The sequence below is a fragment of the Pseudomonas sp. UBA6315 genome (assembly GCF_002438125.1).
Taxonomy (GTDB): domain Bacteria; phylum Pseudomonadota; class Gammaproteobacteria; order Pseudomonadales; family Pseudomonadaceae; genus Aquipseudomonas; species Aquipseudomonas faucium.
The window spans coordinates 1-21882 of sequence record NZ_DJTF01000032.1 but is presented as its reverse complement, the minus strand read 5'-3'; the positions used below and the strand labels follow the sequence as shown (position 1 = coordinate 21882).

Annotated in this window: 16 protein-coding genes; 7 read left to right on the top strand and 9 right to left on the bottom strand. The window is 64.8% G+C overall.

Annotated features, from left to right (window positions below):
* From B3E94_RS03840 to gcl, 3 genes are all read right to left on the bottom strand, one after another.
* The coding region (locus B3E94_RS03840) for a 2-hydroxy-3-oxopropionate reductase (RefSeq protein ID WP_286912383.1) at positions 1–745 on the bottom strand (745 nt) is incomplete at its 3' end.
* A gap of 50 nt (positions 746–795) precedes the next feature.
* On the bottom strand, positions 796–1578 hold the full coding sequence (gene hyi, locus B3E94_RS03835; protein ID WP_286912382.1) for a hydroxypyruvate isomerase: 783 nt from the start codon (positions 1576–1578) through the stop codon (positions 796–798).
* A 53-nt stretch (positions 1579–1631) separates the two neighbouring features.
* Complete coding sequence (gene gcl, locus B3E94_RS03830; protein ID WP_286912380.1) at positions 1632–3407, bottom strand: glyoxylate carboligase; 1776 nt, start codon at positions 3405–3407, stop codon at positions 1632–1634.
* Positions 3408–3664: 257 nt separating this feature from the next.
* Between gcl and B3E94_RS03825 the strand changes: the two genes are divergently transcribed.
* Complete coding sequence (locus tag B3E94_RS03825) at positions 3665–4105, top strand: GlcG/HbpS family heme-binding protein (RefSeq protein ID WP_176517158.1); 441 nt, start codon at positions 3665–3667, stop codon at positions 4103–4105.
* A gap of 97 nt (positions 4106–4202) precedes the next feature.
* On the opposite strand, the gene B3E94_RS03820 is transcribed toward B3E94_RS03825, so the two are convergent.
* On the bottom strand, positions 4203–4814 hold the full coding sequence (locus tag B3E94_RS03820) for a TetR/AcrR family transcriptional regulator (protein ID WP_176517156.1): 612 nt from the start codon (positions 4812–4814) through the stop codon (positions 4203–4205).
* 266 nt (positions 4815–5080) lie between these two features.
* Between B3E94_RS03820 and B3E94_RS03815 the strand changes: the two genes are divergently transcribed.
* From B3E94_RS03815 to B3E94_RS03795, 5 genes are read left to right on the top strand one after another with little or no spacing between them, the layout of a single operon-like run.
* Positions 5081–6151 carry an efflux RND transporter periplasmic adaptor subunit gene (locus tag B3E94_RS03815; protein WP_409521271.1) on the top strand — a complete coding sequence of 357 codons (1071 nt, stop codon included), beginning with the start codon at positions 5081–5083 and terminating at the stop codon, positions 6149–6151.
* 10 nt (positions 6152–6161) lie between these two features.
* Positions 6162–9230, top strand: a complete 3069-nt coding sequence (locus B3E94_RS03810; RefSeq protein WP_286912379.1) for an efflux RND transporter permease subunit — start codon at positions 6162–6164, stop codon at positions 9228–9230.
* Positions 9230–12313, top strand: a complete 3084-nt coding sequence (locus B3E94_RS03805; RefSeq protein WP_414708132.1) for an efflux RND transporter permease subunit — start codon at positions 9230–9232, stop codon at positions 12311–12313. The genes B3E94_RS03810 and B3E94_RS03805 overlap by 1 nt, the downstream gene beginning before the upstream one ends.
* Entirely contained in the window at positions 12310–13716 is a 1407-nt protein-coding gene (locus B3E94_RS03800) for an efflux transporter outer membrane subunit (RefSeq protein WP_286912377.1), read from the top strand. Before B3E94_RS03805 ends, B3E94_RS03800 begins: the two co-directional genes overlap by 4 nt.
* 48 nt (positions 13717–13764) lie before the next feature.
* Positions 13765–14673 (top strand): DUF808 domain-containing protein, encoded by a 909-nt coding sequence (locus B3E94_RS03795; protein ID WP_286912376.1) that lies wholly within the window; start codon positions 13765–13767, stop codon positions 14671–14673.
* Here the strand turns inward: B3E94_RS03795 and B3E94_RS03790 are convergent.
* Positions 14663–16606, bottom strand: coding sequence for an LTA synthase family protein (locus B3E94_RS03790; protein ID WP_286912375.1), 1944 nt, complete (start codon positions 16604–16606; stop codon positions 14663–14665). The genes B3E94_RS03795 and B3E94_RS03790 overlap by 11 nt on opposite strands.
* A gap of 151 nt (positions 16607–16757) precedes the next feature.
* Here B3E94_RS03790 and B3E94_RS03785 point away from each other — a divergent pair, with 151 nt between their 5' ends.
* Positions 16758–17066 carry a hypothetical protein gene (locus tag B3E94_RS03785; RefSeq protein ID WP_236237141.1) on the top strand — a complete coding sequence of 103 codons (309 nt, stop codon included), beginning with the start codon at positions 16758–16760 and terminating at the stop codon, positions 17064–17066.
* A gap of 71 nt (positions 17067–17137) precedes the next feature.
* Here B3E94_RS03785 and B3E94_RS03780 read toward each other — a convergent pair whose 3' ends face one another.
* From B3E94_RS03780 to B3E94_RS03765, 4 genes are all read right to left on the bottom strand, one after another.
* On the bottom strand, positions 17138–17920 hold the full coding sequence (locus B3E94_RS03780; RefSeq protein WP_236237140.1) for an outer membrane protein OmpK: 783 nt from the start codon (positions 17918–17920) through the stop codon (positions 17138–17140).
* 354 nt (positions 17921–18274) lie between these two features.
* The gene (locus B3E94_RS03775) at positions 18275–19060 is read right to left on the bottom strand and encodes an outer membrane protein OmpK (RefSeq protein ID WP_176517145.1); all 786 of its coding nucleotides are present in this window, start codon (positions 19058–19060) and stop codon (positions 18275–18277) included.
* Positions 19061–19200: 140 nt separating this feature from the next.
* A complete protein-coding gene (locus tag B3E94_RS03770) occupies positions 19201–20556 on the bottom strand; it encodes a nucleobase:cation symporter-2 family protein (RefSeq protein ID WP_176517144.1) in 1356 nt (451 codons plus the stop codon).
* Between the two features lie 172 nt (positions 20557–20728).
* A partial coding sequence (locus B3E94_RS03765; RefSeq protein WP_286912373.1) for a urate hydroxylase PuuD occupies positions 20729–21882 on the bottom strand: 1154 nt, incomplete at its 5' end.

Below are 21882 nucleotides of genomic sequence, written 5' to 3'. Positions count from 1 at the left end.
TGGCGCCTTGCAGGGCCAGGTTCAGGTCCTTCTGGTGCAGGTTGATGCGGAAGCCTGGGTCGAAGGTGCCCTTGATCATGCGCTCGGCGTGCACTTCGAGGATCTTCGAGGAAGCGAAGCCGCCCATCAGTGCTTCACGCACCTTGGCTGGGTCGGCGCCGTTCTTGGCGGCGAACAGCAGGGCTTCGGCAACCGCCTGGATGTTCAGCGCGACGATGATCTGGTTGGCCACCTTGGCGGTCTGGCCGTCGCCATTGCCACCCACGCGGGTGATGTTCTTGCCCATGGCTTCGAACAGCGGCAGGGCGCGCTCGAAGGCTTTCGGGCAGCCACCGACCATGATGCTCAGGGTCGCAGCCTTGGCACCGACTTCGCCGCCGGACACCGGGGCGTCCAGGTAGGCGGCGCCAGTGGCCTTGATCTTCTCGGCGAAGGCCTTGGTGGCGGTCGGCGAGATCGAGCTCATGTCGATCACGACCTTGTTCGGGCCAACGCCTTCGGCGACGCCGTTTTCACCGAACAGGACGCTGTCGACCTGCGGGGTGTCGGGGACCATGACGATGATGAATTCGGCTTCCTGGGCAACCTCTTTTGGGTTGGCCAGGGCTACGGCGCCAGCGGCGACCAGGTCGGCCGGGGCAGCATCGTGGTGGGTCGAAAGGAAGATGCTGTGACCTGCTTTTTGCAGGTTCTGGGCCATGGGCTTGCCCATGATGCCGGTGCCGAGGAATCCGATTTTAGCCATGAGAAATTACCTCTTTTATATTTGTTCGCGGTCCCGATGGGAGCGGTGATTCAGATCGCGTTATGGGTCTTGAGCCAGCCCAGGCCTGCTTCGGTGGTGGTCAGCGGCTTGTACTCGGCGCCCACCCAGCCCTGGTAGCCGATGCGGTCCAGGTGCTCGAACAGGAAGCGGTAGTTGATCTCGCCGGTGCCTGGCTCGTTGCGGCCTGGGTTGTCGGCCAGCTGGACGTGGTTGATCAGCGGCAGGTTGGCTTGCAGGGTGCGAGCCAGGTCACCTTCCATGATCTGCATGTGGTAGATGTCGTACTGCAGGAACAGGTTGTCGCTGCCCACTTCGGCCTGGATTTCCAGGGCCTGCTGGGTGGTGTTCAGGTAGAAGCCCGGGATGTCGCGGGTGTTGATCATCTCCATGACCAGGCGAATGCCTGCGGCCTTGAGCTTGTCGGCGGCATAGCGCAGGTTTTCGACGAAGGTCTTGCGCACGGTGGCGCAGTCCGGGCCTTGCGGGCGGATGCCGGCCAGGGCGTTGACCTGGGTGTTGCCCAGCACCTTGGCGTACTCGATGGCCTTGTCCACGCCAGCGCGGAATTCTTCGATGCGGTCGGGGTGGCAGGTAATGCCGCGCTCACCTTTGGACCAGTCGCCAGCCGGCAGGTTGAACAGCACCTGGGTCAGGCCGTGGGCATCGAGCTGCTGTTTGATTTCAGCGGCGCTGAAATCATACGGGAAGAGGTATTCGACACCGCTGAAACCGGCATCGGCGGCAGCCTTGAAGCGGGCCAGGAAGTCCTGTTCGGTGAACAGCATGGACAGGTTGGCAGCGAAGCGAGGCATGGGTTGTCTCCTAGCGATGAAGGCCCCCGGGCAAGCCCGGGGGCGTCAGGCGATCAGTCGAGCATCGAGATGGCGGTTGGCGCGTCGTTGCCGACCAGGGCGAGGTCTTCGAATTCGTTGACCGCGTTGATCTCGGTGCCCATGGAAATGTTGGTCACACGCTCGAGAATCACTTCGACCACCACCGGCACGCGGAACTCTTCGGCCATCTTCTGCGCCTTGAGCAGGGCAGGGGCGATGTCGTTCGGCTCGAACACGCGGATGGCCTTGCAGCCCAGGCCTTCGACCACGGCGACGTGGTCGACACCGTAGGTGGCGGCGTCGGTGGCGTTGATGTTCTCGAACGCCAGTTGTACACAGTAATCCATGTCGAAGCCACGCTGCGCCTGGCGAATCAGGCCCAGGTAGGCGTTGTTCACCAGCACGTGGACATACGGCAGGTTGAACTGCGCGCCCACTGCCAGTTCTTCGATCATGAACTGGAAGTCGTAGTCACCGGACAGCGCGACGACCTTGCGTTTCGGGTCGGCCTTGACCACGCCCAGCGCGGCAGGGATGGTCCAGCCCAGCGGGCCGGCCTGGCCGCAGTTGATCCAGTGGCGAGGCTTGTACACGTGCAGGAACTGCGCGCCGGCGATCTGCGACAGGCCGATGGTGCTGACGTAGCAGGTGTCCTTGCCGAACACCTGGTTCATCTCTTCGTAGACGCGCTGCGGCTTGACCGGCACGTTGTCGAAGTGGGTCTTGCGCTGCAAGGTGGCCTTGCGCTGCTGGCAGTCTTCCAGCCAGGCCTTGCGGCACTTGAGCTTGCCGGCGGCTTTCCACTCGCGGGCCACTTCCAGGAACACGTCCAGCGCCTTGCCAGCGTCGGAAACGATGCCCAGGTCCGGGGTGAACACACGGCCGATCTGGGTCGGTTCGATGTCCACGTGCACGAACTTGCGGCCTTCGGTGTAGACATCGACGGAACCGGTGTGGCGGTTGGCCCAGCGGTTGCCGATACCGAACACCAGGTCGGATTTGAGCAGGGTGGCGTTGCCGTAGCGGTGCGAAGTCTGCAGGCCGACCATGCCGACCATCTGCGCGTGGTCGTCGGGGATGGTGCCCCAGCCCATCAGGGTCGGGATCACTGGCACGCCGGTCAGTTCGGCGAACTCGACCAGCTTGTCGCTGGCGTCGGCGTTGATGATGCCGCCACCGGCTACCAGCAGTGGGCGCTCGGCGTCATTGAGCAGGGCCAGGGCTTTTTCGGCCTGCACGCGGGTGGCCGACGGCTTGTTGACCGGCAGCGGCTCGTAGGCTTCGATGTCGAATTCGATTTCAGCCATCTGCACGTCGAACGGCAGGTCGATCAGCACAGGGCCTGGGCGGCCGGTGCGCATTTCGTAGAAGGCCTTCTGGAAGGCGTAAGGCACTTGGCCCGGCTCCAGGACGGTGGTGGCCCACTTGGTGACCGGCTTGACGATGCTGGTGATGTCGACGGCCTGGAAGTCTTCCTTGTGCAGGCGGGCACGCGGAGCCTGGCCGGTGATGCAGAGAATTGGGATGGAGTCGGCCGACGCACTGTACAGGCCGGTGACCATGTCGGTGCCGGCTGGGCCGGAGGTACCGATGCACACGCCGATGTTGCCTGGGTTGGCGCGGGTGTAACCCTCGGCCATGTGCGAGGCGCCTTCGACGTGACGAGCGAGGACGTGATCGATGCCACCCACTTTCTTGAGGGCCGAGTACAACGGGTTGATGGCAGCCCCCGGGATGCCGAACGCGGTATCTACACCTTCACGGCGCATGACCAGAACGGCTGCATCGATTGCTCTCATTTTGCTCATGGTTTGTGCCTCATCGATTTTGTAATTGTATACAACTTGCTTTGTGCCAGAGTGTATTCATGGCAGGCGGCTTAGGTCAACGGGTTTTCGTCGGCAGGCATTGCTTTCGTTCGAGCGCCCATGAAAACGGTGGTTTGCGAACTCGCATACGATCGTTTCAATTTATTGTATACAAAAAGTCATTCAGTTGTGTTCTATTGCCTTATCGATTTTTCACCTGCCCTCAGGGCTTCTCACAACAAGAAGAGGACCTTTCCATGAACGTTTTGAACCTGAAAGTCGCTGTCAGCCTGGTCAACGCCGCGCTGGCGGCGGGCCGCAAGATCAATGCCGCGCCGTTGACGGTCGCGGTGCTGGATGCCGGCGGGCACCTGCTGGCACTGCAACGCGAAGACGGCGCCAGCCTGATCCGCCCAGAGGTGGCCACCGGCAAGGCCTGGGGTGCGATCGCGCTGGGCAAGGGCTCGCGCCTGCTGGCGCTGGATGCGCAGCAACGGCCGGCGTTTTTCGCGGCGTTGAACGGGCTGGGTGAGCGCCCGGTGGTGCCGGCGCCGGGGGGCGTGTTGATTCGTGATCAGGACGGCAAGGTGCTGGGAGCGGTAGGGATCAGTGGCGATACGTCGGATATCGACGAGCAGTGCGCGATCAGTGCGATCGAAGAGGTGGGGTTGAAGGCGGATGCGGGGGTGGCTGCCTGATTCTTTATTGACTGGGCCGGCCTCATCGCCGGCAAGCCGGCTCCCACAGGGCGCTCAGCGCATCCTTGTGGGAGCCGGTTTGCCGGCGATCGGGCCTTCAGGCCGCTTCGGGCTCGCAGCCCTTGAGCACCAGCCGAATGATGGTTTCGGCGGCCGCTTCATAATCACTGTCGGCCAGCTTGGCCTTGCCGGTGATCACCGAAATCTGCCAGTCGAAATCGGCGTAGGTCTGCGTCGCCGCCCAGATGCTGAACATCAGGTGATGGGGGTCGACATGGGCGATCTGCCCACGCTCGATCCAGCGCTTGATGCACTCGATGTTGTGGTGGGCCTGCTCGTTGAGCTGCTCGACCTGGTTGGGCGACAGGTGCGGCGCGCCATGCATGATCTCGCTGGCGAACACCTTCGAGGCATGCGGCAGGTCGCGCGAAATGCGGATCTTCGAGCGGATGTAGGCGCTTAGCACTTCTTTCGGATCACCGTCGGCATTGAACGGCGTCGAAGCCTGCATGATCGGCGCGATGATGCTTTCCAGGACCTCGCGATAGAGGTTGTCCTTGGACTTGAAGTAGTAATACACGTTCGGCTTGGGCAGGCCGGCCTTGGCCGCGATATCGCTGGTCTTGGTGGCGGCGAAACCCTTGTCGGCGAATTCTTCACTGGCTGCGCGCAGGATCAGCTCCTTGTTGCGCTCGCGAATGGTACTCATGGTGCTGGCGGTCCTTTGACGCTGCGAGCCCGGATGGTAGCACTGAATGCCACGCTGTCGCTTGCCTGAACGAAATGCGCGTGGCCCGTTGCCGGCGCCGCCGCGCTGCTAGAGTTTCAACTCGACGACCCTTTGCCTGGCAGCGGCCTGCTGTCGGCCCCACGCCCGGTTGGTCGCCTGACCCCTGGATCGACTTGAGCGGACGCACTGTCGTGGGCAAAGGCAAACGAATCACACACCGATTGCTGCTCGGCCTGGGAGGGCTGCTGCTGGTCTTGCTGGCCTGGTGGTGGTGGTCGCGGCCCGTGCACCCGCAGCGCCCGGCAGCTGCCGGCGAGCCGGTGGCTGCGGTGGCCGTGGCGGTCCAGGATGTGCCGGTGTACATCGACGCCCTGGGCACGGTCACGCCCTCGCGCAGCGTCAGTGTCAGCACCCAGGTCAACGGCATTCTCGCCACCGTGGAGTTCCAGGAAGGCCAGGCCGTGCGCCAGGGCCAGGTGATTGCACGGATCGATGACCGCGCGATCAAGGCCCAGCTGGCGCAGGCGCGTGGCGTGCTGGCCCACGACCAGGCAGTGCTGGACAACGCCCGGCGCGACCTTGCGCGGTTTCGCGAACTGATCAAGGCCGGCTCGGTCAGCCAGCAGACCCTCGACACCCAGGCCTCGACCGTCGAGCAGCTGGCCGGCACCGTGGCCGCCGACCAGGGCGCGGTGCAAAACCTTGAAGTGCAACTGGGCTATTGCACCATCACCTCGCCGGTCGATGGCGTGGTGGGCTTGCGCCAGGTGGACCCGGGCAACTATGTCAGCATCACCAGCACCACGCCGATCGCGGTGATCACCCAGATGCGCCCGGCCACGGTGGTGTTCGCCGTGCCCGAGGATGACCTGGGCAAGATCCACCAGGCCCAGGTGCAGGGGCCGGTGAGCGTGCTGGCCTTCGACCGCGACAAGCGTGTGCTGCTGGCCACCGGCACGCTCTTGGCGCTGGACAACCAGGTCGACACCAGCACCGGCACGGTCAAGGTCAAGGCGCGTTTCGACACGGCCGGCAATGCGCTGTTTCCCAACCAGTTCGTCAATGCCCGGCTCAAGGCCGACACCCTGCAGCAGGTGCCGGTGGTGCCGACGCGGGCTATCCAGCATGGCAGCCAGGGCGATTTCGTGTTCATCGCCCAGGGCACCAAGGCGCAGTTGCGCAAGGTGCGCAGCGGGCCCGCGAGTGGCGAGCTCACGGCGATTCTCGAGCAAGGCGTGCGGCCCGGTGAGCAGGTGATCACCGAAGGCGCCGACAAGCTCGACGACGGCTCGCCGATCAAGGTCGTGGCGCCATGAGCCGCAGCCAATGAACATCTCGCGCCCGTTCATCGAGCGGCCGGTAGCCACCTGCCTGCTGATGTGCGCGGTACTGCTGCTGGGCATCCTCGGTTATCGCCTGCTGCCGGTCTCGGCGTTGCCGCAGGTCGACTACCCGACCATCCAGGTGTTCACCCAGTACCCCGGCGCCAGCCCCGAGGTGATCAGTTCGTCGATCAGCGCGCCGCTCGAACGCCAGCTGGGCGAGATGCCGGGGCTGCGCTCGATGGGCTCGACCAGCTCGGACGGCGCCTCGGTGCTGACCCTGCAGTTCGACCTGGCGCTGTCGCTGGACGTCGCCGAGCAGGAAGTGCAGGCAGCGATCAATGCCGCTGGCACATTCCTGCCGGCCAACCTGCCGTACCCGCCGGTGTACAGCAAGGTCAACCCAGCCGATGCGCCGGTGCTGACCTTGTCGCTGACCTCCGACGTGCTGCCGTTGACCAAGGTCCAGGACCTGGCCGACACACGCCTGGCGCAGAAGATTTCGCAGATCGCCGGGGTCGGCCTGGTGACCATCAGCGGCGGCCAGCGCCCGGCCGTGCGCATCGAGGCCAACACCTCGGCGCTGAACAACCTGGGCCTGTCACTGGAAGACCTGCGCAGCTCGCTGGGCAGTGCCAACGTCAACCAGGCCAAAGGCAACCTCGATGGCCGCTACCAGGCCTATTCGATCGGCGCCAACGATCAGTTGCAGCAACCCGAAGACTACCGCGACCTGGTGATCGCCTACCGCAACGGTGCGGCGATTCGCCTGTCCCAGGTCGCCAGCTCCATCCTCGGCGCAGAAAACCCGCGCCAGGCGGCCTGGACCAATGGCACCCCGGCCATCGTGCTGAACATCCAGCGCCAGCCGGGGGCCAACGTGATCGACGTGGTGGACCGGGTCCAGCGGCTGCTGCCGACCCTGCGTGCCAGCCTGCCGGGCACGCTCAAGGTGGCTGTGCTCACCGACCGCACTCAGACCATCCGCGCCTCGGTCAGCGACGTGCAGTTCGAGCTGGGCGTGGCCGTGGTGCTGGTGGTGCTGGTGATCCTGCTGTTCCTGCGCAACCTCGCCGCCACCCTGATCCCGGCCTTGACCGTGCCGTTGACGCTGGTCGGCACGCTGGCGGTGATCTACACCCTGGGCTTTTCCCTGAACAACCTGACGTTGATGGCGCTAACCATTTCCATCGGTTTCGTGGTCGACGATGCCATCGTCATGGTCGAGAACATCACCCGCTACCTGGAGGCCGGCGACACGCCGCTGCAGGCGGCGCTCAAAGGCGCGGCGCAGATCGGTTTCACCATCGTCTCGCTGTCCATCGCGCTAATCGCGGTGATGATCCCGCTGCTGTTCATGGGCGATGTGGTCGGGCGGTTGTTCCGTGAGTTCGCCATGACCGTGGCCGTGACCATCGTCATTTCCGCGCTCATCACCCTGACCCTGACCCCCATGCTCTGCGCCCGCCTGCTGCGCCACCGGCAGAAAAGCCAGGCAAGCGACCTGTTCACCCGTGTCGAGGGCCGTTACCTGCGCGGCCTGGACTGGGTGCTGGCGCACCGTGGCCTGGCGCTGTTGTCGGTGCTGTTGACGGCGGCATTGACGCTGCTGACCTTGCTGGCCATGCCCAAGGGCTTCTTCCCCGAGCAGGACACCGGCCTGATCCAGGGTATTTCCCAGGCGGCGCCCAGCACCTCGTTCCAGGGCATGCAGCAACAGCAGCAGCGCCTGGTCGCGCGCATTCTGCAAGACCCGGCGGTGCTGAGCCTGTCGTCGTTCGTTGGCATCGACCAGAACAACCCGACCCTCAACCAGGGCAGCCTGCTGATCAACCTCAAGCCACGCGGCGAACGTGACAGCGCCGCGGCGGTGATTCGCCGGCTGGCCGACGCCAACGCCGACGATGCCGGCATCCGCCTGTACCTGCACGGCGTGCAGGACCTGACCCTGGATGCCACGGTGTCCACCACTGCCTACCGCCTGGGCCTGCAGGCCGGCGACATGCAGACCCTCGAGCAGTGGACCGGCAAGCTGCTGGCGGCGATCCGCCAGGACCCGACCTTCACCGACGTGCAGAGCCAGGCGATGCAGTTCGGCAACCAGGTGCAACTGGACTTCGACCGCGCCACCGCCTCGCGCCTGGGCGTCACCCCCCAGGCCATCGACGATGTGCTGTACGACGCCTTTGGCCAGCGCCAGGTCTCGACCTTGTACACCCAGCTCAATCAATACCATGTGGTGATGGTCAGCGACCGCCCGCCACGCAACCTCGCCGACTTGCTGACAGGCCTCTACGTGGGCCTGCCCGGTGGCGGCGTGGCGCCGTTGTCGAGCATGGCCACGCAGAGCGTGCAGCGGGTGCCGCTGACGCTCAACCGGCTCGGCCAGTTCCCCTACGCCGACATCGCCTTCAACCTGGCCCCGGGGCAGTCGCTGGGGGCGGCGGTGGACCGGCTCAAGGCCATCGAAACGCAACTGGGCATGCCGGCCTCGGTGCAGCTGTCGCTGGAGGGGGCGGCGGCGACCTTTGCCGATTCGCTGGGCAACCAGGCGTTTCTGGTGGGCGCGGCGATCGTCGTGGTGTACCTGATGCTGGGCATCCTCTACGAAAGCTTCGTGCACCCGGTGACCATTCTTTCCACCCTGCTGTCGGCGGCGCTGGGTGCGTTGCTGGCGCTGCTGATCACCGGCACGCAGTTCGACATCATCGGCCTGATCGGTATCGTGCTGCTGATCGGCATCGTGATGAAGAACGGCATCATGATGGTCGACTTCGCCCTGGAGCTGCAGCGCGGTGAAGGCGCCGAGCCGCTGGCGGCGATCCGCAAGGCCGCGCAACTGCGCCTGCGGCCGATCCTGATGACCAGCCTGGCTTCGCTGTTCGGTGCGCTGCCCTTGGCGTTCGGCAGTGGCGTGGGCTCCGAACTGCGCCACCCGCTGGGCATCGCGATCATCGGCGGGTTGCTGCTGAGCCAGGCGCTGACGCTGTTCTCCACCCCGGTGAACTACCTGGCCATGAACGGCCTGGGGCAGCGCTTCAGGCGGCGCCGCGCGTTGCTGGAGGCGCCATGATCAACCTCAGCGCGCCGTTCATCCGGCGCCCGGTGGCCACGGCGCTGCTGGCCCTGGGCCTGGCCATATTCGGCGCCCTGGCGTTCACCTTGTTGCCGGTGGCGCCGCTGCCGGAAGTCGACTTCCCCACCATCAGCGTGCGCGCATCGCTGCCGGGCGCCGACCCCTACACCGTGGCCACCTCGGTGGCCACGCCGCTGGAGCGCCAGTTCGGGCAGATCGCCGGGGTCACCCAGATGACCTCCTCGAGCACCCTGGGCGCCACGCGGATCAACTTGCAGTTCGACCTGGATCGCAACATCGATGGCGCCGCGCGCGATGTGCAGGCAGCGATCAATGCCGCGCGCAGCAACTTGCCCAGCGACCTGTCGGGCAACCCGACCTACCGCAAGGTCAACCCGGCCGACTCGCCGATCCTGATCATCGGCCTGACCTCCGAAAGCGCCACCCCGGCGCAGATGTACGACGTGGCCTCCACCTTGCTCGAGCAGCGCCTGCTGCAGACCCGCGGGGTGGGTGATGTCACGGTCGGCGGCGGGGCCTTGCCGGCCGTGCGCGTGGAGCTCAACCCCGACCGGCTCAACCACTACGGCATCAGCCTCGAGCAGGTGCGCACGGCCATCGCCAGCGCCAACGTCAACCTGCCCAAGGGCGCCCTGGACCTGGCCGGGCAGAATCACCTGCTGGCGGCCAACGACCAGCTGTACAACCCGGGCGACTATGCGCCGCTGGTGGTCAAGCATGACGGCGGCAGCCTGGTGCGCATCGCCGACCTGGGCCAGGTGCGCGAGGATGTCGAAGACCTGCGCAACTTCGGCCTGTTCAACGGCAAGCCGGCGGTGCTGCTGGTGTTGTTCAAGCAGCCCGGGGCCAACGTGATCGACACGGTCGATGCGGTGAAGGCGCAGCTGCCTTTGCTGCAGGCGTCGATCCCGGCGACCATCAAGCTGAGCATCCTGATGGACCGCAGCACCACCATTCGCGCCTCGCTGCGCGATGTGGAAATCACCCTGCTGGCGGCCATCGCCCTGGTCACGCTGGTGACCTACGGCTTCTTTCGCGACTGGCGCAGCACCCTGGTGCCGGCCATCGCCGTGCCGTTGTCGCTGCTGGGCACCTTTGCCGGCATGTATTTTCTGGGCTACAGCCTGAACAACCTGTCGCTGATGGCGCTGACCATCGCCACCGGTTTCGTGGTGGACGATGCGATCGTGGTGGTGGAGAACATCATGCGCCACCTCGAACGTGGCGTGCCGCGCCTGCAGGCGGCGCTGGACGGCGCCGGCGAGGTGGGCTTCACGGTGTTGAGCATCAGCGTCTCGCTGGTGGCGGTGTTCATCCCGCTGCTGCTCATGGGCGGCATCGTCGGGCGCTTGTTCCGCGAGTTTTCCGTGACTTTGTCGTTGTCGATCGTCATCTCGATGCTGATCTCGCTGACCATCACCCCGGTGCTGGCCAGCGTGCTGCTGCGCCCACCGGCGCAGGCGCACGCGGGCGACACGCCGGATTCGCGGTTCCACCGCTTCTACGACCGCAGCCTGGCCTGGGTGATCGGCCATTCGCGCTTGATGGGGCTTTTGACCCTGCTGGTGCTGGGCTTGGCGGTGGTGCTGTACGTGCTGGTGCCCAAGGGCTTCTTCCCCCAGGAGGACAGTGGCCGGCTGTCGGGGACCATCCTGGCGTCGCAGAGTGTGTCCTACGCCGCGATGCAGGCTGACTTTCGCGAGATCAACCGCCAGGTGGTGAGCAACCCCAATGTCCAGACCGTGGGCGGGTTCGTCGGCGGTGGCGGCGGCGGTGGTTCGGGGGCGATCAACAGCGCCCAGCTGTTCGTTGCGCTCAAGCCCAAGGGCGAACGCCAGGCCAGCGCCGACCAGGTGATCGCGCAGATCCGCCACGCCCTGGGCGCGATGCCGGGTACCCGGCTGTACTTGCAGTCGGCCCAGGACATCACGGTCGGCGGCCGGCAGAGCGGCGCGCAGTTCCAGTACACCCTGACCGCGGACGACCAGGCCAGCCTCGACCAGTGGGTGCCCAAGGTGGTGGCGGTGCTGCGCGGCTTGCCGCAGCTCACCGACGTCAACACTGACCAGCAGAACGCCAGCCTGATGACGCACCTGCAGGTCAACCGGGATGCCGCGGCGCGGCTGGGGGTGAACATGGCGGCAGTGGACCAGACGCTGTACGACGCCTTTGGCCAGCGCCAGGTGTCGACCCTGTACCGCGCCGCCAACCAGTACCACGTGGTGATGAGCCTGGCGCCGTCCTACTGGAGCGACCCGGCGGTGCTCAAGACCCTCTACCTGCCCAGCAGCCAGGGCGCAACGCCACTGGTGCCGCTGGCCGCCGTGGCCAGCCAGGCGCTGGCGCGCACGGCGATTGCCATCAACCACCAGGGCACCTTCCCGGCCGTCACGGCGTCGTTCAACCTGGCGCCGGGGGTGTCGATCGGCCAGGCCACCGCGCTGGTCGATGCGGGCGTGGCGCAGCTGCGCATGCCCGCCAGCGTGGTGGGGGAGTTTGCCGGTACCGCGCAGGTGTTCAAGGCCTCGCTGGCCAGCGAGCCGTTGCTGATCGTCGCGGCGCTGGTGTCGGTGTACATCGTGCTGGGCATCCTCTACGAAAACCTGGTGCACCCGCTGACCATCCTCTCGACCCTGCCCTCGGCGGGCGTCGGTGCGCTGGTGGCGCTGCTGCTGACCGGCACGGAACTGTCGATCATCGCCTTGGTGGGGGTGATCCTGCTGATTGGCATCGTCAAGAAGAACGCGATCATGATGATCGACTTCGCCCTGCACACCCGCCGCACCCAGGGCCTGGATGCGCGGGCGGCGATCCGCCAGGCCTGCCTGGTGCGGGTGCGGCCGATCATGATGACCACCCTGGCGGCGACCCTGGGCGCGTTGCCGCTGGTGCTGGGCAATGGCTATGGCGCCGAACTGCGCCGGCCGCTGGGCATCTCGATCATTGGCGGGCTGCTGTTCAGCCAGCTGCTGACGCTGTACAGCACGCCGGTGATCTACCTGTGGCTGGACCGCCTGGCAGGCCGGCTGCGTGGCACCGGCAAGGAGCAAGGCAGATGAACCTGCGCAGCGCTTGCCTGGCCCTGTGCCTGTTGCTGGGGGGCTGCATGGTCGGCCCGGACTACCAGCGCCCGGCGATGGCGCTGCCCCAGGGCTTCAAGGAAGGCGGGCAATGGCAGCGCGCGGCCGCCAACCCGCAAGGCGCCCTGGACAGCCGCTGGTGGCTGGGCTTTGGCGATGCCCAGCTGAACGTCCTGATCGAGCAGTCGGCGCGGGCCAACCAGTCGATCGTCGCCGCCGAAGCGGCCTGGCGCCAGGCCAGGGACCAGGTGGCCATCAGCCGCGCCGGGCTGTGGCCGACCGTGACCGCGGGCCTTTCGGCGACGCGCGGCGTCGATGGCGGCGGGGCGACCTTGTCCAAGGGCACCGGCAGCGGCGTGCAGCAGACCGTCAGCGCCACCTTGGGCGCCAGCTGGGAGCCAGACCTGTGGGGGCAGGTGCGGCGTACCCTCGAATCGAGCGAAGCGCTGGCGCAGGCCTCCGACGCGCAGCTGGCCGGGGTGCGCCTGTCGATCGCCAGCAGCGTTGCCAGCAACTACCTCGGGCTGCGCCAGCTGGACCTGGACATCGCCTTGCTCGAACGCCAGCAGCAGCTCAACCAGCAGCTGCTGGACATGACCCAGGCGAGCTTCGTGCAAGGCGCCGCGTCCAACGACCAGTTGCTGGTGGCCCAGGACCAGTTGAGCACGGTGGTGGCCGCGTTGCAGACCGCCCAGCGCAGCCGCGAGCAGTTCGAGCATGCCTTGGCCGTGCTGGTCGGCCAGGCACCTGCGCAGTTCAGCATCGCGCCGCGCAGCGACTATGCCTTCGCCGTGCCGCACCCGCCTTTGAGCCTGCCATCGCGGCTGTTGCTGCGCCGCCCCGACGTGATTGCCGCCGAGCGCACGGCGGCGGCGGCCAATGCCCGCATCGGGGTGGCCGAGGCGGCGTTCTACCCCACCCTCGACCTCAGCGCCGAAATCGGTTTTCGCGGCAGTGCGCTGGGTGGCCTGTTCAGCGTGCCCAACCGTATCTGGAGCCTGGGCCCGGCGCTGGCGGCGACCTTGTTCGACGGCGGTGCCCGCGAGGCCAGCCTGCGCCAGGCGTATGCCGGCTACGACGAGGACGTGGCCAACTACCGAGGGGCCGTGCTGGCCGCGCTGCAGAACGTCGAGGACAACCTCTCGGCGCTCAACCACCTGCAGCGCCAGGCCGACACCTTCGGCCAGATCCACCAGCGCAACCAGCAGCTGTTCGCCAGCCAGCAGACCCAGCAGCGGGTGGGCGTGGTCAGCCAGCAAGCGGTGGTGACCCAGCAATTGCTGCTGTTGCAGAGCGAGCAGAACCTGCGCGATGCCCAAGGCCAGCTGAGCCAGGCCAGCGTTGCCCTGATCCAGAGCCTGGGCGGCGGCTGGGCACCCTGAGCGGCGCGGAGTATGCTGCGGGTTTTGCTTCGTAGGGAAACGTGAACCATGGCCGCAAGCAGTCTGCTGGTATTGATCGACGACATCGCCACGGTGCTCGACGATGTCTCGCTGATGACCAAGGTCGCGGCGAAGAAGACCGCCGGGGTGCTTGGCGACGACCTGGCGCTCAATGCCCAGCAGGTCACCGGGGTGCGCGCCGAGCGCGAGATCCCGGTGGTGTGGGCGGTGGCCAAGGGCTCGTTCATCAACAAGGCGATATTGGTGCCGGCGGCGCTGCTGATCAGTGCGTTCATCCCCTGGGCGGTGACGCCGCTGCTGATGGTCGGCGGTGCCTACCTGTGCTTCGAGGGTTTCGAGAAGCTCGCGCACAAGTTCCTGCATGGCAAGGAGCAGGACAGCGCCCAGCAAGAGGCGCGCAAGCAAGCCGTGGCCGATGCCAATGTCGACCTGGTGGCCTACGAGAAAGCCAAGATCAAGGGCGCGGTGCGCACCGACTTCATCCTTTCGGCGGAGATCATCGCCATTACCCTGGGCACCGTGGCCGATGCGCCGCTGACCCAGCAGATCATCGTGCTGTCAGGCATCGCCATCATCATGACCATCGGCGTGTATGGGCTGGTGGGCGGCATCGTCAAGCTCGATGACCTGGGCCTGTGGCTGACGCAGAAGGCGTCTAGCCTGGCCCGGGCGGTGGGCAACGGCATCCTGCGCGCCGCGCCCTACATGATGAAGAGCCTGTCGGTGATCGGCACCGCGGCGATGTTCCTGGTCGGTGGCGGCATCCTGGTGCATGGCATCGCGCCCCTGCATCATGCCATCGAGGCGTTCAGCGAGGGGCGCGGTGGGGCGCTGACCGGGGCGCTGCTCAACGGCGTGGCCGGTGTGCTGGCCGGCGCCGTGGTGCTGCTGGTGGTCAGCGCCGCTTCCAGGTTGTGGCGGGCGATCAGGGGCTGACCACCACGTTGCTGTCGGCCGGTTTCCAGCTCAGCAGGCCCTGACTGAAGCCATAGGCGGCGCTCTGGTAGTAGGCGATGGCCCGGCGTACCAGCGGGTTGTCATTGCCCACGGTGGTTTCGCGGCTGTTGCCCAGGGCATCCTGGTGCACGCGCATGCCGCCGCGCGGGCTGAGGATGGCCAGGTCCTGGCCGTCGAACAGGCCCAGGTGCTGGTAGTTGCCGATCAGCACCCGTGGCGGCAGGGCATCTTCCTTGAGCAGGTCGCGGCCAAAGAAGGTCGAGGTGTAGTCCAGGTTGAGCAGGCCGAGCACGGTGGGCGCCAGGTCGATCTGGCTGGCCAGCTTGCCATCCTCGCGCGCTTCGACCAGCTTGGGCGCGTAGATCCACAGCGGGATCTGGTAGTTGTTCACCGGCAGGTCCTCGACACCGGCGCTGCCGGCGGTGTGGTCGGCGACGAAGATGAACAGGGTGTTGTCGAACCAGGGCTTGGCCTTGGCCTGTTCGAGGAACTCGGCAATGGCGTGGTCGGTGTACTTCACGGCGCCTTCACGGCCTTCACCGGACGGGATGTCGATACGCCCGTCGGGGTAGGTGTAGGGGCGGTGGTTGGAGGTGGTCATCAGCTGCAGGAAGAACGGCTGCTGCTTGGCGTGGTCGGCATCGGCCAGTTTCAGGGTCTGGCGGTACAGGTCTTCGTCGGCCATGCCCCAGGCGTTCTTGAAGCTGATCTCGCTTTCATCGACGCTGCTCTGGTCGACGATGCGGTAGCCGTTGCCGCTGAAGAAGGCGTTCATGTTGTCGAAGTAGCCGCGCCCGCCGTAGACGAACACCGCATCGTAGCCCACCGCCTTCAATTGCTGGCCGAGGCTGGCGTAACCGCTTTCGCGGCCGATGCGTTTGACGATCGAGCGCCCCGGGGTGGGCGGGATCGACAGGGTGATGGCTTCCAGGCCGCGGTCGGTGCGGGTGCCGGTGGCGTAGAAGTTGCTGAAGTACAGGCTCTGGCGGCGCAGTGCATCGAGGTTTGGCGTGAGGTTGCGGTCATCGCCGTTGCTGCCCATGTACTTGGCGCTGAAGCTTTCGATGGTCACCAGGATGATGTTCGGCGTGCGCTGCGCACCGTCGGCGCTGACTTGGCGGCGGATGTCCTGCGGGTCGCTGCCTTCGAGCTGCACGCGCGGTTCGGCCAGCTCCTTGTGCATCTGCGCGCCGACATCGGCGGCGTCCAAGCTTGCATAGAACTGGGTGTAGTCCAGTTCGTTGTTACGGAAGGCGGCGAAGAACTGGTACGGGCCGTTGCTGGCCAGTTCGCGCTGGTAGGCGTTGCCGCCCTGGCCACGCGGGAACTGCTGGTCGATCACCAGCACGTTCAGGCCCACCAGCACGGCCAGCAGGGCAACGCCGAGCAGGCGCTGGCGCGCTGTCGCGGCGGGTGCGGCCAGGGCCCGGGCCAGCGGCTTGCGCAGCAGCAAGGCAAGCACCAGGGCGACCACGGCGATGGCGCTGAGCAGGGTTGGCAGTGGGTAGGACTCGCGGATGTTGTCCAGCACTTCCTTGGAGTACACCAGGTAGTCGACGGCGATGAAGTTGAAGCGCACGCCGAACTCGTCCCAGAACAGCCATTCGGCCACGGCGACGAACAGCATCACGAACAGGCTCAGCACCAGCAGCGCGCCCAGCAGCCAGCGATGCCCGCGGGTACGCCACAGCCCGGCGGGGCACAGTGCCACGTAAACGCCCAGCGGCAAGGCGGCGTAGACCAGGAAGCTGAGGTCGTAGAGGGCACCGCCGAAGAACAGCGAGAAGTAATTGCCGCTCACTTCATCCAGGTGGGTAACCAGCAGCACGATCCGCGTCAGCAGAAAAATACCGAACCAGAGTGAGCAAACAAGTAGCAGGTACCGCCACGGGGCGGACAGGGAATTGCGCATGGAGTTGGCCTGTTGTCTTTCTTGGATATGCGAGGACAGGCAGTGTAGAAGGGACTTTGAAAAAAATCTGTCAAAATTTCGCAGTGCGTGACATGCAACGCGCAATTATAGTCGCAGGCCTTGGCATTTAATCGTATCGGGAGGTGGGAACATGTTTGGCAGTGTATTGACTTACGATGCCTATCACTTGGCGCTCTACCTGCTCACGGCCCTGGCCTGGGCGGCCTTGGGCTTTTTCCTGCTGCTGCGGGGGCTGGATCTGCAGGCGCTGTACCGCTGTTGCGCGATGTTCGGCCTGGCCTTGGCGATCAATGCGGTAATGCTGGTGTTGGATATCTTGCGAATACTCGAACATCACCAGGTGGAATTGGCGTTGTTGGTAATTGGCATGGCCTTGCCGCTCTCGATTATTTTGACCTTCAAGGCAAATTCTTTTGTAAATAAGCGAGCGCTTAAATAAGTGTAAGTGATCGCTTACAAGTTTGCCGGTGACAGCGTCGATGGCCCTCGACGCTGTCACGATTCAGCCGATCAGAAGTGCACTTTGACCAGGAAGCTGGCGGTGTTCTGGTCGGTGGTGAAGCCTTCGGAATCCTTGATCCCGTATTTGTTCTTCCAGTAGTCGTACTCGAAACCGACGTACAGCTGCTTCTCGCCCAGGTGCAAGGCCTTGCCCAGGTCGTACTTGACCTGCGGGTTGAAGTGCAGGTTGGCGTGGTAGTCGCCACGGCTGTTCTGGTCGTTGTCGACCACCCAGTCCATGTAGCCGTCGATGAGGATGTCGGACGAGCCCACAGGCAGGGTGTAGGACCACACCGGGGTGATCTGCCAGACGTTGTCACCCGGGCGGCTGCCGTCGGTGGTGCGCTGGTAGAAGTTCAGCTGGAAGTAGTCGAAGCCTGGGATCGCCAGGTCGAAGCCCGGGCCGATCAGGTACGACTCAGTATCACCCTCGCCGAACTCGTAGGTCATGGCCAGCAGCACGTCCTTGACCGGGCCGAACTCCAGCTTCTGGTCGAAGATCTTGCCGAACGACAGGCGCGGGCTGATCTCGCCGTAGTAGGTGTTGGGGCCGTTGTTGAAGTCCTTCTTGCCGTTGTAGAAGATCTTGTCGACGAAGATGAAGTTGTCGCCGTACTTCCAGCCATCGGCGTGTTCGAAGGTGACCGTCTGCTGCACTTCAGGGTTGACCTTGAAGTTCTTGCCCCACAGGTAGGTCAGGCTGTTGTTCTGCCACTGCAGCAGGTCGTCGGCGTAGGTCGTGCCGCAGGCCAGCAGGCCGCCGGCGAGAATCAGGCTGTTGATGGTACGCATTGCGAGTGTCGCTCCCTTGTTTTGATCTGTTGTCAGCGCTCGTAAAGGCGCTGTTCTTGTCTTTTGAGTCAGCTTTTTTCGATAGGCCACAGCTGTTTGGCAAGAGCTGCGCCAACTTTTCCGGGTTGGCGGCAACGGTCCTGCTCGACTCGTTCTGAACGGATGAAAATGGGTATTTCAGGCTGGCAACACGTTGGCCAACCGCCCGAATTCATTGACTGAGCGGTCAGTAAACGCAGGCAGAATCCATCCTGCCCTGATCGAGGGGGCGCGCAGATTACTGGCTTGCGCGCCCGGCCTCAAGTGCTCCATCTTGGAACACGCTGTTACAAACTTGTGCGTTCGGTCAGGTTATCAGAAATGCACCTTGATCAGTGCACTGGCAACGCTCTGATTGCTTTCCAGGTTGCCGCGGCTGTCGATGCCGTACTTGTCCTTCCAGTAGCTGTACTCGAAGCCCACGTACAGCTGCTTGGCGCCCAGGTTCAGGGCCTTGCCCAGGTCGTACTTGACCTGTGGGTTGAAGTGCAGGTTGGCGTGATAGGTGCCGCGGCTGTTCTGGTCGTTGTCGGGCACCCAGTCCATGTAACCGTCGATCAGAATGTCGGACTTGCCCACCGGGATGGTGTACGACCAGCCAGGGGTGATCTGCCAGACATTGTCGCCAGGGCGGCTGCCTTCGGTGTTGCGCACATAGAAGTTGAGGGTGAAGTAGTTGAAGCCCGGGATGTCCAGGTCGAAGCCGGGGCCAATCAGGTAGGCCTCGTTGTCGCCTTCACCGCGTTCGTAGGTCATCGCCAGCAGCACGTCCTTGACCGGGCCGAAGGCCAGCTTCTGGTCGAAGATCTTGCCGAACGACAGGCGCGGGCTGAACTCACCGTAGTAGGTGGTCACGCCTTTGCCCGGGTCGGGCTTGCCGTTGTAGAAGATCTTGTCGATGAACAGGAACGTGTCGCCGTACTTCCATTTGTTGGCGTGCTCGAAGGTGATGGTCTGCTGGATGTCGGGGTTGACCTTGAAATCCTTGCCGTACAGATAGGTCAGGCTTTCGCCATGCCAGAGCAGCCAATCGCCTGCGTGCGCGGGGAGGGTGGCCAGCAGGCTGCTGCCCAGCAGCAGTGACGAGGTGATGCGCTTCATGTTGTGATTCCCGGACTTATTGTTTTTGTTGGCGGTTTTTTCGGCGCGCAGGCGCCCCGAGCAGCCCATTCCGGCGGGCCGACGGTGTAGCGGTTACTGCGGGTATGAGCAGGGGCGGCAAAGCTGCCGCCCCGCTAGGCTCAATGCTGGTGACAGGCGTCGTTGTGCGCGGCGCGGTCGGCACCGCCGAGGATGTTGAACAGCACGTTCAGCACCAGGGCACTGACCGTGGCCATGGCGATGCCGCTGTGGGTGATGGGTTCCATCCACTGGGGCATCTGCGCGAAGAACTCCGGACGGACCACGGGGATCAGGCCAAAGCCGACGCTCACTGCAACCAGCAGCTGGTTGCGACGGTCGCCGATGTCCGCTTCCTGGAGGATCTTGATCCCGGTGGCGGTGACCATGCCGAACATGGCGATGGACGCGCCGCCCAGTACCGCAGGCGGGATCGAGGCGATCAGGAAGGCTGCCTTGGGCAGCAGGCTGAGCAGGATCAGCAGGGCGCCGGCGACCACGGTGACGTAGCGGCAGCGTACCCCGGTCATCTGCACCAGGCCGATGTTCTGGGCGAAGGAGGAGTGGGTGAAGGTGTTGAAGAAACCGGCGACGAACGACGCACCGGCATCGCACAGCAAGCCGCGACGCAGCATGCCAGGCGTGACTTCACGATCAGTCACCTTGCCCAGGGCCAGGAACATGCCCGTGGACTCGACGAAGATGATCACCACCACCAGGCACATCGACAGGATCGGTGCCAGGCTGAAGGTCGGCATGCCGAAGTGCAGTGGGGTCACCACTTGCAGCCACGGCGCCTCGTTCAGGCCAGACAGGTCGACCATGCCGATGGAGCCGGCCAGGATGTAACCCAGGCCCATGCCCACCAGGACCGAAACGTTGACCCAGAAACCGCGCATGAAGCGGTTGATCAGCAGGATCACCGCCAGCACCAGGCCGGCCACCATCAGGTAGATGGGCGAACCGAAGGCTTCTGCCTCATGGCCGCCACCGGCCCAGTTGACCGCGACCGGGAACAGCGACAGGCCGATCGAGGTAATCACGGTACCGGTGACCAGCGGTGGGAAGAAGCGCACCACCTTGGACATGAACGGCGCAATCAGCATGCCGAAGAAGCCGGCAGCGATGGTTGCACCGAAGATGCCCTGCAGGCCTACGCCGGGCATGCCGGCCATGGCCACCATGCTGCCGACGGCAGCGAAACTGGCGCCCATCATCACCGGCATGCGGATCCCTACCGGGCCGATACCGAACGACTGGATGATGGTGGCTACGCCTGCGACCAGAAGGTCGGCGTTGATCAGGAAGGCAACTTCTTCACGGGACAATCCGGCAGCCTGGCCGATGATCAAAGGCACGGCAATCGCGCCTCCGTACATCAACAGAACATGTTGCAGGCCTACCAGGATCAGTTGGAACAGGGGCAGGGGCTGTCGCGGCGGCGCAACTGGAATGTACGCCTTGCGTGACTCGGACATGCAGCACCTCGAGTTTTGTTTTTATTCTCGGATCCAAGCGCCAGGCCAAGGCCTGGTCGCTCGATGCTTGCTTGTTGCGTGTTGCTTGCAGCGTGGGCCGGCAAGGCCGGCCCATTCGCGGCGCAAGGCCGCTCCCGCCAGGGCGCGCGGACGCCCCGGCGGGACAGGTGTATCAGTTGACCTGCGCGCCTTTGGCGATCCAGTCACCGACCAGCTTGCGCTCCTCGGTGGTCATCTGGGTGATGTTGCCCAGCGGCATGATCTGGCTGGCGACCGCTTGCGCCTGAATGCGCGCGGCCTGGGCCTGGATCTGCTGCGGAGTGTCGAACATCACGCCGGCAGGGGCAGCGCTGAACAGTGGGCTGGTCGGTTTCGACGAGTGGCACACACTGCAGCGTTCCTGGATGACTTTGTGGATCTTGTCGAAGTCGCCACCAGCAGCCTGCGCGGTCGCTTCGGCCGGCGCTTGTGCGGGTGCGGCTGGCGCTTCGGAAGCCTTGGCGGCGTCTTCGGCACGTTGCTCGGCAGCGGTCTTGCCACCCACTGCAGTTGCCGGCAGCGGTTGGTACTCGATCTTCGCCGCCGCCTGCTCAGGCGCAACAGCCATCGGCTTGGGGCCGGTGACATAGGCCAGGCAGATCATCGCCAGCGCGCCCACAGGCAGGGTCCAGGCGTACTTGTTGCTGTCGTGGCGGGTGTTGAAGTAGTGGCGGATCAGAACCGCGGCTACTGCGATACCGGCCAGGATCAGCCAGTTGTACTGGCTACCGTAGGTGCTCGGGAAGTGGTTGCTGATCATGATGAACAGCACCGGCAGGGTGAAGTAGTTGTTGTGACGCGAACGCAGCAGGCCCTTGGCCGGCAGCACCGGGTCGGGGGTCTGGTTGTTCTCGATCGCCGCCACCAGCTGGCGCTGGGCCGGCATGATGATGCGGAACACGTTACCGACCATGATGGTGCCGATGATCGCGCCGGTGTGCAGGTAAGCACCACGGCCGCTGAACACCAGGCTGAAGCCGAAGCAGGCAGCGATGATCAGCACGAACAGCACGGCGCCGAGCAGGGCAGGGTGCTTGCCCAGTGGCGAGTCGCACAGGAAGTCGTAGATGAACCAGCCGGCGATCAGCGAACCGATACCGATGGCCACGCCTTCGGCACCGCTCAGGGTGCTGCCGGGTGCCAGCAGGTACAGGCTGGGGTTCCAGTAGAACACCACGCACAGCAGGGCAATACCGGACATCCAGGTGAAGTAGGCTTCCCATTTGAACCAGTGCAGGTTCTCGGGCATTTTCGGGGGTGCGAGTTTGTATTTCTCCAGGTGGTAGA